This window comes from Neorhizobium sp. S3-V5DH (genome assembly GCF_004343065.1).
GTDB lineage: Bacteria > Pseudomonadota > Alphaproteobacteria > Rhizobiales > Rhizobiaceae > Neorhizobium > Neorhizobium huautlense.
Map to the genome: position 1 here is coordinate 91,746 of NZ_SMCL01000011.1, position 16,885 is coordinate 108,630.

A 16,885-nucleotide genomic window follows, 5' to 3' on the forward strand; every position below is an offset into this window, starting at 1 on the left:
ACCTCCCTTGGCCGATCGCCCGTCATCGCGGTTCGCGCGTCACGGCAATCCAAAGCTTACCCAGATACCGCGCCCTCCAAGCGCGAACCGCAGCCTTTCCAGACATTGCGATGAAGGGACTGTAGCCGCGACAATTTGCCCTGTCCCACCCTCAAGGACGAATGGGCACTGAGAGACAAAACATCTGTCCCGGCCCGTCAAACACCCTCCGGCGCAATCATTATTCTGATGGCTGGGGCGCCTTTGCCTCGGATCTACTGGGAGGTAACTAACATGCCCGAAGCCGCAACGAACGAGTTCTGGCGCGATATCAAGCCCATCAAAAACGTGTTCAAGCCGGACGCGAAACCTGAAGTCTATCTCCCCAACGCTGCGACTGATGACGAACGCTACTATGTGCCCTTCACCGAAACGGTATCGTCTCGCCCTTTGTGGATCTCGCCGGAGCGCAACATGTGGTGCGACATCCTGATGGCGAAGAAGGCTGGTCTGGTGAACCGCCATTATCATCCGCACGAGGTCTTCGCCTATACGATCTCGGGCAAGTGGGGCTACCTGGAGCATGACTGGACCGCCACGGCCGGTGATTTCGTCTACGAAACGCCCGGCGAGGGACATACACTCGTCGCCTATGAAAGCGATGAACCCATGCGCGTCCATTTCAAGGTCACCGGGCCGCTGATCTGGCTCGACGAGCATGGCAATTCGGCGGGCACCTTCGATGTCCATGACTATATCGCGCTGGCCCGCGCTCACTACGATAAGGTCGGCATCGGCGCCAATTATGTCGACGGGCTTTTCCGCTGATGGATCGGCTGAATGACACGGGCATCCTGTCCGCGGTCTGGCACGCAGCGAAGGACATCCGGATAGAGCGGCGGGTTCGCCCCACCCTGGCGTCGGGCGAGGTTCGCCTGCGCGTCACGCGCTGTGGGATCTGCGGTTCGGACATGCACGAGTATCTCAATGGTCCGCATGCCATCCCCGTAAATGCGCCGCACCCGATCTCGAGTGTGGTCGCACCGCTTGTGCTCGGCCACGAGTTCGCCGGGGAGGTGATCGAGACCAGCGTCGGCTGCGGCTCCGTTAAGATCGGGCAGCGGGTGGCGGTGGAGCCGGAATATCGTTGCGGCGAGTGCACGGCCTGCCTGCGTGGCGACTACAATCTGTGTGAAAAAATGGGCTTCGCCGGGCTCATGGGCAACGGCGGGATGGCCGAAGAAGCGGTGGTTCCGCATTACATGCTGCACGTCTTGCCGGATGCTGTGACCGACCGTCAGGCGGCCGTGTTGGAGCCTGCGGCTGTCGCATTGCATGCGCTGCGACGCTCGGGCCTGATGGCGGGACAGAGCGTCGCGGTCGTTGGCGCCGGACCGATCGGACTTCTGCTCGTACAGTTTGCAGCTGTTGCAGGTGCAAAACGGATCGTCGTCAGCGACGTGTCGGATGCACGGCTCGCACGAGCGCGAGCGCTCGGCGCGACCGACACCGTCAACAGTACGTTTGAACATCTGCCGACACAAGCCCATGGCGTCGATGTGGCCTTCGAAGCTGTCGGTGTGCAGCCGGCGCTCGACGATGCTATTCAGTCGGTCCGCAAGGGCGGCAAGGTGGTCTTGGTGGGTTTGTTCGGCGCGCCCGCCCGGATCGATGCCTTCGACCTCGTCAATCGGGAGGTGGAAATCATTCCCTCGTGCGGCTACAGGCATGTCTATGCCGACTTGATCGGCATGATTGCCGGCGGGGTGATCGATCCCTCGCTCATCATCACGCGGGAAGTGCCTCTGGCTGGGGTCGTCACCGGTGGCTTCCAGAGCCTGGCAGTGCCGAACGACGATGTGAAGGTGCTGGTCGTCCCGTAAACGACCAGCACACATTCTGTCTCACCCATGGCTTGGTCGGAGGAGCTCCATGTCATTTGAACCACATCTGTTTGCCGGAAAGGCGGTCGTCATCATCGGCGGGACGTCCGGCATCGGTGCCGCCACGGCCGAGGCTTTCGCTGCGCTCGGCGCCAGCACGCATGTCGCCGGCCTCGCAGCGAGAGCGAAGGATGTACCTGATGGCATCAGCTCGACTGAACTCGATGTGCGTTCGCCGGCCGATCTTGAAAATTACATCAGTGCCTTCGGGCGCATCGACGTGCTGGTCAATTGCGCCGGCGTGAGCCGCGACCGGGAGGAATGGACAGCTGCGTCCTTCGCCGAAGTCATGTCGATCAACCTGTTTTCGGTCATGACGGCTTGCCGGGCCGCCCGTCCACGCATGCCAATTGGCGGTGCTATCATCAATATCGCGTCGATGTATTCCACTTTTGGCGCGGCGGATCGGCCGGCTTATGCGTCTTCCAAGGGAGCCGTCGTGCAACTGACAAAGTCGCTGGCGCAAGAGTATGCGCCAGAAATTCGGGTCAATGCCGTCGCGCCGGGTTGGATCGTTACGCCCCTGTCGCAGAGACTTCTCTCCGATCCGCAGGCCTCCGGACCGATCTTAGCCCGCATTCCCCTCGACCGTTGGGGCCAACCGAACGAGATTGCGGATCCGATCCTCTATTTTGCCAGTCCCGCGGCCGGTTACATTACCGGCATCGTCCTTCCGGTCGATGGCGGCTACCTGACCGTTTGAGGCATGCAGCCTATCCCGCGGACAAGACCGGATCCTTCAATCGGGCGCGAGCTGGAGGCCCATGCGCAGCGCCGAGGCACGGCAGTGCTTCCCGCAGTGCGGCATGCGGAGGGTTTGACGGAAGACTTGCGTTTTGTCACACTCTCACCGCCCCCGTGTCTCCTCTGGAGGCAGGTCGGGGCAGGGAGGAACAGTTGAATATGACGCCGGGCTTCGTCGCGCAGCCGAGCTTTGTCTCGGGAGCGGTAACATTTGACACACGCGTGGTCGCGCCCCACGAGAGGATCGATTTCTGGGAGGAGCATTGCGCCGAGAAGGTGGTCGGGTTGCGCTGTTCCTGTCTTTCCGAGAAGGGGCTTGAGGCGCGCTACCACTACTTCGATTTCGGCCGTGTGAAGATGATTGACATCGCCGGGGACGAGCACTTTATCGAGCGGACTCCGCATCTCTTGCGTCGACGGGAAAAAGACAGTGCGTTCCTGACGATGATCCTCAACGGCAAGGTCTTCGTGAACCGGGCCGGTCAATGCGTGGTGGCGGAAGCAGGTGACGTAGTGCTCTACGATACCAACCAAGCCTATATGCACGGCTTCCCGGCCTTCGCGCGACAGGTGATCTTCGAGATTCCGGGGGAAGAATTCCGCGGCCGCTTCGGCGAATGGAGCCTGCGGGACGTGGTTCACTTTGGCGGGACGACCAATCCCGCCCGAATGATCCCGCTGGCGCTGCAGGATGTGATGCGCGAGGCGCAGTCTTCCGGCCTAGCAGGCGACAGGGCGGGGATGGCGCTGGAAAAAAAAGTGTGGGACGTCATGGAAACCGCCTATAGCCTCGTCAATGGTGGCGTGCGTTCGAGCTATCACGCACAGTTGCTGCTGCGGGCGCGAAAATATATCGAGGACCATCTTGGAGATCCAGAACTCAGCCCGGCGACGATCGCCAATTTCATGGGCATCAGTCTTCGTCAGTTGAACCGACTTTTCCAGGGAGAACCGCTGTCTCTGGTCGCTCATATCCAGGAAAAGCGGCTCGAGGGCGCTCGTCGCGACCTTCTTCAGAGGGGCGCCTGCTCCGTGAGTGTCTCCGACGTCTGTTACAAATGGGGCTTCAAGAGCCTTGCACATTTCTCTCGCAGATTCAGCGAGCGATACGATGTCAGTCCGTCGCACTGTCGGAGAGGGCTCCCCTCTGAAACTTGAAAGTGTCGAAGGATTTGGGTGCTTTCCGGGGAACTGGGTCTGTCCGATATCAGAGACAGAGGTGCTACGCTTCGGGGGCAAATTATGCGCTCTCATGTAACAGGAGCCGGACGGCTCACAACAAGGGACGGAGCGCATCAGACGACCTCACCGCGTTCAGATACGAAAGCTTGCAAGTCGGCCATCAGCCTGGGCCTGTGCCAGCACTGTTTGAGGCAGCCAAGAGCGGTAAAGCGGGTGATCGGCCGTGATCGGCATTTCGGTGGGCTTCTTGGTTCGATGGGAGTGGTAGGCTGCCGTGACAAGCTCGAGGGAGCGGCGTGCGTCTTCCAGAGTCACAGGCGGTTCGGTGCCCTCGACGAGTGCCTTATGGAAGAGTTGGAACTGGCGAGTGTACCCATCCTCCTCTTCTTTGTACACGGCGAGCGCGTCATCAACGCGAGCCTGATGCTCCTTTGTGCCTGCAATGAATTTCCACGGATCGCGGCCCATCGTATAGGGTTCTAGAACGCTTTCCGCCACAAGGTCTGCAAAGCAGAAGCGCAGGCGCGAGATTTCCTGGCGGGAACCGAGCGTCATCGACAGCGCCGCCAGCGAACCGTTCTCCATCTTCACCGAGAGCGTCGCTGTGTCCTCGACCTCAATTGGGTTGACCAAGGTGGTGGCATGGGTGAAAACCTCGGCGCAGGCACCGTGGACATAGTTCAGCATATCATGGGCGTGGATGGCATGACCGAGCAGGCCGCCGCCCAACTCGCTTGTCCATTTACCCCGCCAAGGAACGGCGTAATAGTCCGGCCCACGCCACCAGTGGGTCTCGATTGTGGTGAGGTAAGGGCGTCCGGTTAGACCACGTTCGATGAGGTACTTCAGCTTCTGCAGGCCGGTGCCGTAGCGATATTGAAAGATCGGCATTAGGACCCGGTCGGTTGCATCGACAATTCTCTTCATCTTGTCGACGTCGGCGATCGAGCCGTAGAGGGGTTTTTCGCAGATGATATGCTTGCCGGCCTTGATGCCGCGCTCGCAGAGTTCGAAATGCGAATGCGGTGGCGTGCAGATGTCGATAATGTCGAGGTCGTCTCGCGCAAACAGCGTATCCACGTCCTGCGTGTACTCAGGAATGTTATGCTCCGCGCAGAGCGCACGGCCGCGGTCACTGTCAAGCGAGCAAAGTATTGCGACCTCGAACAGGTCTGGGTTCCAACCGAAGCCGGTCAAATGCCGTGCGGCGATGCCGGCTCCGACGACGCCGACGCGAAATTTCTGGGTCACGGTGAAATATCCTTCTTATCCGCCAATACGTACTGCACGCGCCTGCGCCTCCAGCGAGAGGCGGCAGACTTCGAAGACATGCTCCTGGGGCATCGCGGTTTCGGTGCGACTGTGGACGTCATCGACAAAAGCGCGGAAATAGGTGAGGTCCTCCCCACTGCAGTCGATGTAGCGATTTTCGGTCTTGTTCACGAGGAACAGGTGATCCTTGCCCGGCCGGCCGGAGATGTCGATGTACTTGCGCAGCTCGATGTAACCTTCGGTGCCGAGGATCGTTAACCGTCCGTCGCCCCACGTCCCCAGCGCTTCCGGTGTAAACCAGTCGACCCGGACATAGCCGGTGGCGGTGTCTGAGCGCAAAAGAAGATCGCCGAAATCTTGGAAAGCCGGCTTTTCCGGCATGGCAAAATTGCCGATGCTGCTGGCAACAATGTTGGCCGTGGTCGAGCCGGTGTAGAACAGGAACTGGTCGATCTGATGGGAGGCGATGTCGACGAGGATGCCGCCGAAACGTTCGGGATCGAAGAACCAATCAGGGCGGGAGGCGAGCTGAAGCTTGTGCGGGCCAGTACCGATAGTCTGAACTACTCGCCCGATGGCACCTTCCTGCACAATCTTGCCCGCCTTCACCGCCGAGCGGACACAGTGGCGTTCAGTGAAGCAGATGGAGAAGATCCTTCCCGTTTCCTCCACCGTCTTGCGGACCTCTGCTAGCTGATCGAAGGTGGTGATGCCGGGCTTGTCCACCATGACATCCTTGCCGGCCTTCATCGCCCGCACGGCGAGGCCAGCCCGGTCGGCCGGCACCGCGGAGATGCAGATGAGGTCGATCGTCGGATCGCCCAAAATCCGCTCGCGACTGATTTTTGGCGTCTCGGGATAGCTCTGCTCCATCGCCCTGATGACGCCGGGGGCGGTACTTTCCGGACAATAACCGACGAATTCCGCGCCTGCCACCAGAAGCCCCTTCACATGATCGAAAATATGGCCATGATCGAGACCGACGGCTGCAAATCTCAACATTTCTCGCTCCTCATAATCGGTCGGCTCCGTCGGCCGTTTCATGATCTTCCTTGCGCCTGACAATCATGCCGGTGAACCTACTTCGGTAGCGTTCTCCGTCCGGCTGGATCGAAGTAATGGGCCTTTTCAACATCGAAGAAGACTTCCACGCGGTCGGAGATTCTCGGCTGACCTTCGAGCAAAATCGTCAGCGGCTGGCCATCGGGGAGGGTGACATACACAACCGTCTGGCCTCCGAGGCTCTCCACTAGATCGACTGCGGCAGTACCAAGGCTGGTACTATCCGTGCCCGCCACGATCGAGAGGTGTTCTGGCCGGATGCCGAAGGTCGTTGGCAACGTCTCGAAAACTAACCATGGCATCAAAACGTCGCCAACCTTGGCGCCGTCGGAAGATTGCCCGACTGAAAGAAAGTTCATCTTTGGAGATCCGATGAAACCGGCGACGAAGCGATTGCTGGGGGCGTTGTAGAGGTCCAGGGGGGAGCCGATCTGTTCGATGCGTCCATTGTTGAGTACTACGATCTTGTCAGCCATGGTCATCGCCTCGACCTGATCGTGGGTCACGTAGATCGTCGTATTGCCGAGCCGCTTGTGAAGCTTGGAGATTTCGACGCGCATCTGGACACGTAACTCGGCATCGAGGTTGGAAAGCGGCTCGTCGAACAGGAAGAGCTTTGGCTCGCGTACGATCGCTCGGCCGATTGCTACGCGCTGACGTTGGCCGCCCGAAAGCTGGCGAGGCTTCCGGGCAAGGAGTTGCTGGATCTGGAGGATTTCTGCCGCCTCTTGAACCCGTCTTCTGATCTCGTCCTTCGACATCCTCGCGGTCTCCAGCCCGAAGGCAAGGTTCTTGTAGACCGACATGTGCGGATAAAGCGCGTAGGACTGGAACACCATAGCGATGCCGCGCTCGTAAGGCGCAACATGATTGACCTTTTCTCCATCAATCATAAGGTCGCCGCTGGTGATCTTTTCCAGGCCGGCCACCATTCTCAGAAGCGTCGATTTCCCGGAGCCTGACGGTCCGACGAAGACGACGAATTCGCCCGGTTCAATCTCAAGATCGATCCCGTGAACGACTTGCAGTTCGCCATAGGATTTGGTGATATTGCGCAGTTCAACGGTAGAGGACAAGGATAGCCTCCTGAATGAGTGGGGATATGGGTTTTCGGTATTCGCCTCTTCGGCAGCGCTATATAGATCGCGTCATCGTTTCATCCCCGTCGTGGCGATACCCTCGATGAGCAGCCGCTGGAACAGAAGGAAGAAGCCAAAGATCGGCACCAGAGACAGTACGGACATGGCGAAGAGACCCCCAAAATTCGACACGCCGGTCGAATCCACGAAAGTTCTGAGGCCGAGCATCGCCGTGTATTGCTCCATGTCGTTCAGGTAAATGAGCGGCCCCAGAAAGTCATCCCAGGTCCAGATGAAGGTGAAGATCGAGGCAGTTGCTAGTACAGGCATCGACAGCGGCATGATCACCCGGCAGTAAATCCGCCAAGGCGAACAACCGTCCATCATTGCCGCTTCATCGAGTTCCTTGGGAATTCCGCGGAAGAACTGCACCATCAGGAAGATGAAAAAGGCATCGACAGCGAGAAATTTCGGGACCACCAGCGGCAGAAAGGTGTCCACCCACCCAAGCCCGCGGAACAGTACATACTGTGGGATCAACGTCACGTGATATGGCAACATCAGGGTTATCAGCATCAGTGCGAATAGAGTCCGCCGCCCTCTGAACTCGAGCCGCGAGAACGCGAAGGCAGCGAGAGAACAACTGACCACGTTGCCGCCAACGCAAAGGATCGCAATCAGGAACGAATTGCTGAAGAAGCGGCCGAAGCTCACGGGCAGATCGCTCCAGCCCTCGATATAGGAATCTAGGCTGAAGCTCGACGGAAGCAGGCTGGCTGAGGTGAAGATTTCGTTCTCGGGCCGGAATGAAGCCGACAGCATCCAGAGCAGAGGATAGATCATCACGACAGAGGCGCTGATGAGGAGCACATGAACGACGATGCTGACAATGCGCGAACGCGTGGTGGCATCCGAGAGCGTGGCGCTATTCATCATAGTGCACCCAATAGCGGCTGGTGAGGAACGCGAAGGCCGTGAACAGCGCGATGATAATGAGGAGCACCCATGCTAGCGCCGATGCGTAGCCCATTCGGAAGTAGCCAAAGGCTTCTTGATAGAGATAGAGGGTGTAGAAGAGCAGCGAGTTCACCGGGCCGCCCGATCCATTCGAAATGATGAAGGCCGGGGTGAAAGTCTTGAACGCGTCGATTGTCTGGATGACAGCATTGAAGAATATTACGGGCGTCAGGAGCGGCACGGTAATGCGCGCGAATTGCCGCCAGGGGCCCGCGCCATCGATCTGGGCCGCCTCATAAACATCCGCCGGTATCTGCCTGAGCCCGGCCAGGAAGACGATCATCGGTGATCCGAACTGCCAGACCGCCAGGATGATCAAGGTCCACAGTGAGTAGTTCGGGTTCGAGATCCAACTGGGACCCTGGATGCCGAACTGGGCGAGGAATTGGTTCACCAGCCCGTTGCCTGCGAAAAGTTGCCGCCACAGAATCGCAATGGCGACGCTCGCGCCGAGGAGCGAGGGAAGGTAGAAAAGCGCCCTGTAAAGCGGCAGGCCGCGGATGCCGCGGTTGAGGACCATGGCAACGACGAGCGCGAAGGCGAGTTTTAAAGGCACGGAGAAGAGAACGTAGACGAACGTCACCTTCACCGAGGTCATGAACTTGGTGTCGGCGGTGAACATGCGCACGTAGTTGGCGGTACCAATCCACTCGGGCGCAGTCAGAAGATCGAAATCCGTGAAGGACAGGTAGAGAGACCAGAGAATTGGGCCAAGCGAAAGGCATAGAAAGCCAATTCCCCACGGCAGCAGGAAGATGTAGCCGGCGGCCTGCGGAGAGGAATACCAGCGAGGTCCTTTGCTCCGCGCCCTTTCGCGGTGCAGCGGGATGGCATCTGAATTGCGGGCGATCTCCATGATCAGCCCCGGCTCAGAAGTTCGGTTGCCTGCTGAACGAACATCTCTCCGGCGTTCTCCGGCTTTTCCATTCCGAAGGCGACTTGCTGGCTGATATTGGTAAGCGCCGACTGATAGATTTCGCCGGCGGCGGTCGGCGGGGAGGGAGGGATCGGGCCGAGAATCTTGCCGAGCCCCGATACATACTCGAGTCCGGCACGCTCAAGCGGCGTCAAAGTCGTGACTAGGGCTGTACGGACCTTCTCGGAGCAGGGGATGCCACGTTCCGTGCCGAGAACCTTGGCGGCTTCGGGATCGCTGATAAAGAAGCTGAGAAGCTGGGCAGCTTCAGACTTGGCGCGCGATGAACGCGCGATGGAGAAGAACATTGACGGCTTGCGGTATTGCCCCCCCGTGGCATCAACTGAGATCAGCGGATAGGGAGCGAGTGCCAGCCGGTCCTGCATTAGGGCTTGGTAGGCAATGAGGAGGTTGGAGTTGTCGGGCTGGAGCGCCGCCTTGCCCATCACGATCATGCTCGATTCCATCTGCCCCGTTGCAAGCGCATTGTCTTCGGCCGTGACACAAACACCAGCTTCGCGCAGCTTCGACCACAAAATGAACCATTCCTTGGCATCGTCCACATCGAAGCCAAGTTGGCCATCGGCGGTGTAAAGGGCCTTCCCGCGCTGGCGAAGCCAGCTTTCCAACATCTGTTCATGGCCCGAAGCGTCACTGATCACCCGAACTCCATTCGGAAGTTTTGCCTGCTTGAACAACTCGGCATATTCGTAGAGTTGGGCGTAGGTGAACCCGTTTGCCGGCAGGGTAATCCCGGCCTTCTCGAATACCGCGGTGTTGACGATGTTCGCGACGGAGTTTGCACCGAGGCTGATGCCATAGAGCTTTCCGCCAACTTTGCCTCCCTCGATCTGGTCTTGGTCGAAGCCAATGAGGTCAAGTTGCTGTCCGATGAATTCATCAAGCGGCAAGATCACCTGGCGAGAGGCATATTCGGCGATGTAGCGATAGTCCATCTGGACGATGTCGGGCGCATTGCCGCCCGCAATCTGCGTCGCGAGCTTGGTCCAGTAGTCACTCCAGGCCAGGAATTCGTTCTGAACCGCGATGCCGGTCCGGTCGGAGAAAAGTTGGCTTGCCTTGCCCGTCTTTTCCGCACGAGCCTGTCCGCCCCAGTAGATCAGGCGAAGGCGGGTGGCGGCAGCGCGCGCTGTGGCTCCGTCAAAGCTGGCGACAAGTGCTGCGATACCCGCGACCTCCAAGAAGCGGCGGCGGCCGAGAAGATTGATCATGTGCTCCTCCTTAGCGCCGAAGTCTCCTCATTCGGCGTTCAGAAGGCTATCAGCCGGGGAGGCATATTAAAATTACGATTTATCCGTCCAGATATAGATCCCTTCTATAGCGCCTCCGTCAGTGAAGCTCTATTTGGGCAAGCTTTGACGCTCCGAGGGCGCGAATTTCCTCTATCAGAGGAGCAAGTAAAGGGCTGTGTTCAGTGCTATTCGTGGCATAGATACCGACCCTCGCCGGCCGCTCTTCCAGATCAGCCCGCAACGTTATCTGCTGGAGACCTTTTTCCGCCAGTTCCTTCGCCAACACCGAAGTGAAGCGCAGGATACCATCGCTCTTTAAAACATAGTCGACGCAGGCGGACATGGAATTTGAAGAGAAGCTTGTTTCCATTTTGAGGTGAGGGCTACTCAGCATATCGGGATCACGCAGGAACAATCGCTCGTAGCGCTGTTCCGGCGAGCCGATCACCACAAACGGATAGGCATGGATGTCTTCAAACCCCTGCGGCTTATCGCTCAAGGGATGGCCACGCCGCACGAAATAACCTTGCCTTGCATAGCCGAACGGCACAAACCGCGTGTTGAACTCTGCGGCCATCCCGGTCGTCTCATGTCCCAGAAACATGGAAATTTCGCCAGCGAGGAGCTGGTCCATACAGCGCAGTTGATTCCCCACGCTGATATGAATTGGCGCGTCGGGGTAGGTTTGTCGGCGTTCGAACGCCCAGTCGCGAAGGAACAGAAGCCACCATGTATAACCGACGCCTATACTGATAGCGTGTTCGGCCTGTATGCGTTGACGGTCAATTCGGCCGATAGTGTTATCGTACAGCTTGCGCATTATACGAGCGTTTTCGAAGAGCGTCATCCCGTAGGGCGTGAGGGCGACGCCGCGAGGTGTGCGTTTGAAGAGCGTGACGCCGAGACCTTCTTCGAGCTTCTTGATATTGAAAGTCAGAGTTGGCTGCGTGACGTTCAGTAACTGCGCCGCCCGGCTGAATGACCCGCATTCCGCAATTGCCAGAAATTGCTGCAATATCTTGTCCATATCTCCTCCTTCGAGGGAACTGGCGCAAACGTTCCTCGCTACCGATCTACAATCGCTCGTAGGATTTTTCCAGCCGTCCGGCAGATGACATAGGATAGGCGACAAGGCGTGCATGCACTGGGATCAAGCCTTCCCTCGCGCAAGCCATTTTGGATTCCGATTCACGACGCGATCTGGGGCAAGGCAGAGGACTCAAACTTGCCACCAGCCGGCTCATATCGGAGATGCAACCGAACCGGTCACCCGTCGTCACCCTTCATGGCGCGGTTCTCACCCGGTTCTGAGCAAGATGCTTAAGATTGATTGCCTGCAATACCAGATAGTTTCGAACCCAGCTGCCGGCATCGAACCGGTAATTTCTGATGTGCATGATAGCCACGTATACAATCCCCAGCAGGCGGCTCGGTGGCTAGAAATCGAAGCGCAATTCTTCGAGACCTTCATGTAATACTGGCACTGTGTGGCTGCAACGGTACCGCCCAATCTCCTGGATGTCTGGGTTCAAGCCGATCGTTGCATCCTTCGTGCGATCGTGCAGAAGAAACCTACGGTATCAAGCCCGGGTTCTGGTCAATAACGGGCACGTTGCCATATTCGCTTTTGAGATCGTTTAATTCGCCAAATGAGCAGCGTTATAGTTTCCGCGATCAAAGATCGCCGAGAAGACTCCGTCGAATGGCGCTCCGCTTGGCTCCGTTTCAATGGATGGCCGCGTTGAGAATGGCGCTTGCATCAGCTTCCTCACGTGAGAATTCGGCTGCAATCGTGCCGCCCTTGGCGACCAGAATCCGGTCCGAGAGGTCGAGGATTTCCGGCAGGTAGGACGAAATCAGGATGACGCCCGCGCCGCTGTCTGCGAAATCGCGGATGATCTTTCGGATTTCCGCGATCGCCCCGACGTCGACACCGCGGGTCGGCTCATCAAAGATGACCAGTCTCGGTTTCTGGGTGAGCGATTTGGCGATAACGACCTTTTGCTGATTGCCGCCGGACAAATGCAACACCGACTGGTTCTCTCCGATGGAGCGGATCGAAAGCCGCTTCGACCAGTCTTTTGCGATGTCGCGCAATTTGCCGAAGGGCATGAGAAACCGGCCCTTGCCGAATTTCGCCAGCCAGCCAAGCTCGATATTGTCGCGAATGCTCATGGTGTCGAAGAAACCGTCATATTTACGGTCTTCGCTGATATAGGCAATGCCGTCGGCCACCGCGTGCGCTGGCAGAGAATAGCGGATCTCCCGGCCATCCAGCCAGATCCTGCCGCCGTTGAGGTTGCGTTTCGTATGGCCCATCACGACCTTGGCCGTTTCGCTGCGGCCCGCGCCGATCAGCCCGGCAATGCCGGTGATTTCGCCCGGAAAGACGGAAAAAGACATGTTGTTGACGATACTGCCCATGCGCAGGTTCTCCACCCGAAGGACAGGCACGGCAGACCCCGAACGTCGGTGCGGTCGAGATTTATCAGCGGGCGATTCCAGCAATTCCTGGCCGACCATATGATGAATGAGGCGAGGCCGGTCGAACTCTGCGGCTGGCCCTGTCGCTATGAGACGTCCATTGCGCAACACCGAGATGCGGTCGGCATAGGTGAGAGCCTCCTCCAGAGCGTGCGAAATGAAGATCATCGCCACGCCGCGTTTCTTCAGCGAGATCATCAGCTCGAAGAGGTGCTCGGTTTCCTCGGGGGTGAGGGCAGCCGTCGGCTCATCGAGAATGATTACCCGCGCTTCATTCAGAACCGCACGCGCGATCTCGACCATCTGCCTCTTGGCGGCGGATAACGAACCGGCCAACTGGGTAGGGTCGACGTTGAAGTTCAGCCGCTGCAAGATCTGCCTTGCGGTATTGCGCACCTTCCGTACCGAATTGAACTGACGCTCTCTGCCCAATACGATGTTCTGGGCAACGGTCAACTGGGGAACGAGGCTGGTTTCCTGATAGACCATGGAAATGCCACGGCGGCTTGCATCCTTGGGCGCGGAGAAGGCGACCGCCTCGCCCTCCACCTTGAGTTCCCCGTCCGATGGCGTGACGACACCGGCGATCAGCTTGCACAGGGTGGATTTTCCTGCACCGTTCTCACCCGCAAGCGCGTGGATTTCGCCCGGATAGATATCGAAGTCCACTGCTTCCAGCGCGGCAATGCCTCCATAGCGTTTGGTGACACCCTTCAGGCTGATCACCGGAACCTTTTGCATATTCATCATGTCCAGCATCCCAGATTAACAATTTCACTGCTTGCCTGACTGACGGCAATGACATCGCCATTCCAGAGGATTGCATCGCTGATGGTGTGTCTGCGGCCGTTGGCGCGAGACTGAGCCGAGCCAACCGGCATCAGATCCTTGTCGAGCGTGATCAGCAATCCATAGGAGAAGGAGGGTGCCCAGGGCTTGACTTCGCCAAACAGACGCGTGGCTCCCAGTTCAATGGGGAGGTCGTGGCTGAACTCAGGCGTGGTGCGGGGCGAAATCCAGTGTCGCGGATCGATGGTCTTCTTCATGTCCTCGATAAAATCCTGCTCCGTGCGCAGGAACTCGATCAGCGGATCGCGGCGCGAAAGGCAGGCCAGCAAATAGCCCTGCTGCGTTTTCCGGATCCGGCGCAGATAGGCTGGAAAGCCCGCGCCGCGAACCCGCCCGGAAGGATCGATAACGCTTGCCGCGTCCATCTCCGTGATGATCAGGTCTCCTCCCTCGTCACGGCATATCCCCATCGGGCAAACAAGTCCGCTTGCGATCACGCGGATCGTTCCGTTTCTTGAGTGTCCGCTGACTGTTCCCGTTTGCGTGGTTTCCCAGGGCGATCTGGCCAGCGCCTCCTGCACCGAAGCATAGCCGCTCCTGACAACCGCCAGTTCATCCTCGCCCAGAAACATGCATTCCGCCGCCGGGCCGTTGCCGGATGAAGCGGGAAGCGTCCAGGCGGGCTGGTCTTGCCCCCGGTCGTAAACATGGACCTCGCCGGTTTCCACGCCCACTGCGATCTGTCCTCCCGGGCTGGCAGCAAGCGCGGTGACGCGGCGGCTCAATGAGACCAGCCTTTGCGGTTCCTGACCCCATAGCCCGAGAGACAAAACGGATGATCCGGTCGAGATCAGCAGGCGTCCATCGGCGGCAATGGCCAAGGCGTCCGGTTTCTCAATCGGAAGCGACGGGGCCTCGTCAAGCAGGCTGTTGGGGCCAAGAACACCCTCGAGCGGCATGGCCGGAGGCTTCGAATTGCGGGATCTGACGAAAATACTCATGGTTTGCCCCAATAGCTGTCGGGTCCGGTCCAGTCGGAAGCGGCGTCATCCAGCGTCAATCTGCCTATCCTGTTGTTGGTGACACCGCCAAGATAAAGGTTACCCTGGTGCTCCCGCATCGAGGTGATCATGTAGAGCGGCCCATCCGCTTCGTCCCACAGCGCATCGACGATCCGCCCGCCACCGTTGATCTTCAACACGCCGCCAATATTGAGATTGCCGAACAGCCAGTTGGTTGGCGGAACCTGCTTGGTCATGCGCCGCCGCAAGTCCGGGTGCTTCATCGCAAGGTCGATCACCGGGTTGCGCATCCCGGCAAGTGCGATCCAGTAGCCACCATCGGAGGCCCGGTTGATATTGTCAGGGTAACCGGGAAGCCCGTCGAGGAAGATCCGCGGACCAGCCTTCATGTTCGCGAGGTCGAAAATCAGGATCGAGCAGGTCCAGGTGCTGGCGACAAGCAGGTGCTGCCCGTCATGGGTAACGCAGACCCCGTTTGGAAACACAAGATTGTCGCAAACCGTGCTCGTCTTGCCGGTGGACGGATCGAAGCTGAGCAGGCGTCCGTTGGGACGGCCTTCCAGAAGGTCCAAGCCCCAGTTCTCGATGTCGTAGCGTTTCGTCGCATCTGTGAAATAGATCACGCCGTTCGGGGCGATGTCCAGGTCGTCGGCCATGCGGATGACGGTGTCGTCCTGAACGTTGAACAGTGAGCGCTCCGTTTGATCGGTCAGCAATTCCACCGTGCCATCGAGACTGACCCGGACCAGACCCATGCCCGCCACACAGGTGACGATGCGGCCTTCGCGGTCGAAGGCCAGTCCCAGCGGGCGGCCGCCGATCTTGGCAAGCGGTTCGATGCCGGATGCACCGCCAGCCGGAAGCCGCATGATATAGCCGTCGCGGGTGCCGCAATAGAGATTGCCGTGCCTGTCGAGAGCCACGTCTTCCGGACCGTCGACCTCTCCCATGGCAAGAAGGGTCGCACCGGCAAGCTTCGGCTTCATCTCGTGCGGCATCAGCCCGCTCATGCCCGTTACGGGGGCCACATGCAGCGCTACCGGATCGATATAGGCCGCTGCCAGCAGACGGTGGCGGTTTTTGCGGAAGCGGACGTCGATGGCGAGGATCGCAATCAGGATCGCGCCCATCGAGAACTGGACGAAGTCGCCCCGCAGACCGGCATTGAGGAGTACGTTATTGAGGATATACACCGTGAAGAAGCCGACCAGCACCGGCACGACCGCACCACGACCGGGAGCGAAGCCGCCCAGGCCGACGACGAGAGCAGTCAGAGCAAAAAACTCCATGCCGACGCCGGTATCGGAACCGACGCTGTTCTGACGCGCTGCGTAGAGGAAACCAGCCAGACCGACGATCAGGCCTGCGAGGACGTAGGCGAGAAACACCGTCAGCGTCACATGGATACCGCCATGCCGGGCAGCCTTGCGGTTGCCGCCTACGGCAAGTAAATGCCAGCCGAAGCGCAGCTGCCGGAACATGACGAAAATCCCGACGGCGACAAACAACAGCGCCCAGAAGCCCACCGGCATGGTCAGAATCGTTTCGAAGCCGATGAAGTCCCAGGCATCGTCAGCGCGACTGCTGCTGGAGATTTCCACCAGACTGGCTTGCGAGGCGAGCGTATAAAGACCCCGCACGGTGATCATGGTGCCAAGCGTCGTCAGCAGCGCGCCGCATCCGACGATTCCGGCAAAAAAGCCGTTGATGGCGCCGATCAGTGCGCCGCAGACAAGGCTGAGGCCGAGTACGGCAGGCACGGGCAATCCGAGAATATGGAAGCCATACAGCGCCACGAAGGCGGACATGGCGAAATTCGATCCAACCGAAAGATCGATGCCCCCGGCAGCAACGACGACCAGAAGCGCCAGCACGACCAGACTGCCATCGGCGGCGTATTGGGCGAGATTGCTCACGTTCGAACCGGTGAAATAGTTGCTCGTAGTCAGCAGCACCCCGATCAGCACGCATAGAAATGCTGCAAACGGGATTGCGCTCTCGACCCATCCCTTGGAGAGGATGTCGGAAACGATGCGCCGAAACGAGAGCACGGCAAACGGCACTCGCTGTCTGGGCAAGGCTGAGAAATCAAACGGTGCGGTCATTGCAAGGTCCGTGGAATGGAAGCGAAGAAGGGGCCGGC

14 protein-coding genes are annotated in these 16,885 nt (G+C 58.9%); 4 read left to right on the plus strand and 10 right to left on the minus strand.

What is annotated here, in order from left to right; all coding sequences use genetic code 11:
* Positions 1 to 273 precede the first annotated feature (273 nt).
* From EDE09_RS16450 to EDE09_RS16465, 4 genes are all read left to right on the plus strand, one after another.
* Positions 274 to 807, plus strand: coding sequence for a 2,4'-dihydroxyacetophenone dioxygenase family protein (locus EDE09_RS16450; RefSeq protein ID WP_132411766.1), 534 nt, complete (start codon positions 274 to 276; stop codon positions 805 to 807).
* The gene (locus EDE09_RS16455) at positions 807 to 1,862 is read left to right on the plus strand and encodes a 2,3-butanediol dehydrogenase (RefSeq protein WP_207914857.1); all 1,056 of its coding nucleotides are present in this window, start codon (positions 807 to 809) and stop codon (positions 1,860 to 1,862) included. Before EDE09_RS16450 ends, EDE09_RS16455 begins: the two co-directional genes overlap by 1 nt.
* Positions 1,863 to 1,911: 49 nt before the next feature.
* A complete protein-coding gene (locus EDE09_RS16460) occupies positions 1,912 to 2,625 on the plus strand; it encodes an SDR family oxidoreductase (protein ID WP_132411768.1) in 714 nt (237 codons plus the stop codon).
* Between the two features lie 200 nt (positions 2,626 to 2,825).
* Complete coding sequence (locus EDE09_RS16465) at positions 2,826 to 3,824, plus strand: helix-turn-helix domain-containing protein (protein WP_245505178.1); 999 nt, start codon at positions 2,826 to 2,828, stop codon at positions 3,822 to 3,824.
* 156 nt (positions 3,825 to 3,980) lie between these two features.
* On the opposite strand, the gene EDE09_RS16470 is transcribed toward EDE09_RS16465, so the two are convergent.
* From EDE09_RS16470 to EDE09_RS16515, 10 genes are all read right to left on the minus strand, one after another.
* The gene (locus tag EDE09_RS16470) at positions 3,981 to 5,099 is read right to left on the minus strand and encodes a Gfo/Idh/MocA family oxidoreductase (RefSeq protein ID WP_132411772.1); all 1,119 of its coding nucleotides are present in this window, start codon (positions 5,097 to 5,099) and stop codon (positions 3,981 to 3,983) included.
* A 15-nt stretch (positions 5,100 to 5,114) separates the two neighbouring features.
* Positions 5,115 to 6,122, minus strand: coding sequence for a Gfo/Idh/MocA family oxidoreductase (locus EDE09_RS16475; protein WP_132411906.1), 1,008 nt, complete (start codon positions 6,120 to 6,122; stop codon positions 5,115 to 5,117).
* Positions 6,123 to 6,199: 77 nt separating this feature from the next.
* Entirely contained in the window at positions 6,200 to 7,258 is a 1,059-nt protein-coding gene (ugpC, locus tag EDE09_RS16480) for a sn-glycerol-3-phosphate ABC transporter ATP-binding protein UgpC (protein WP_132411774.1), read from the minus strand.
* 72 nt (positions 7,259 to 7,330) lie between these two features.
* Positions 7,331 to 8,194, minus strand: coding sequence for a carbohydrate ABC transporter permease (locus tag EDE09_RS16485; RefSeq protein WP_245505169.1), 864 nt, complete (start codon positions 8,192 to 8,194; stop codon positions 7,331 to 7,333).
* Positions 8,187 to 9,134, minus strand: a complete 948-nt coding sequence (locus tag EDE09_RS16490; RefSeq protein WP_132411778.1) for a sugar ABC transporter permease — start codon at positions 9,132 to 9,134, stop codon at positions 8,187 to 8,189. The genes EDE09_RS16485 and EDE09_RS16490 overlap by 8 nt, the downstream gene beginning before the upstream one ends.
* Before the next feature lie 2 nt (positions 9,135 to 9,136).
* Complete coding sequence (locus tag EDE09_RS16495; protein WP_132411780.1) at positions 9,137 to 10,426, minus strand: extracellular solute-binding protein; 1,290 nt, start codon at positions 10,424 to 10,426, stop codon at positions 9,137 to 9,139.
* A 118-nt stretch (positions 10,427 to 10,544) separates the two neighbouring features.
* Positions 10,545 to 11,474 (minus strand): LysR family transcriptional regulator, encoded by a 930-nt coding sequence (locus EDE09_RS16500; RefSeq protein ID WP_165924198.1) that lies wholly within the window; start codon positions 11,472 to 11,474, stop codon positions 10,545 to 10,547.
* Positions 11,475 to 12,172: 698 nt separating this feature from the next.
* Positions 12,173 to 13,672: a sugar ABC transporter ATP-binding protein gene (locus tag EDE09_RS16505; RefSeq protein ID WP_132411908.1), complete on the minus strand. Its 1,500-nt coding sequence runs from the start codon at positions 13,670 to 13,672 to the stop codon at positions 12,173 to 12,175.
* 5 nt (positions 13,673 to 13,677) lie between these two features.
* Positions 13,678 to 14,721: a hypothetical protein gene (locus tag EDE09_RS16510; RefSeq protein ID WP_132411784.1), complete on the minus strand. Its 1,044-nt coding sequence runs from the start codon at positions 14,719 to 14,721 to the stop codon at positions 13,678 to 13,680.
* Positions 14,718 to 16,847 carry an SMP-30/gluconolactonase/LRE family protein gene (locus tag EDE09_RS16515; protein WP_132411786.1) on the minus strand — a complete coding sequence of 710 codons (2,130 nt, stop codon included), beginning with the start codon at positions 16,845 to 16,847 and terminating at the stop codon, positions 14,718 to 14,720. Before EDE09_RS16515 ends, EDE09_RS16510 begins: the two co-directional genes overlap by 4 nt.
* Positions 16,848 to 16,885: the final 38 nt, after the last annotated feature.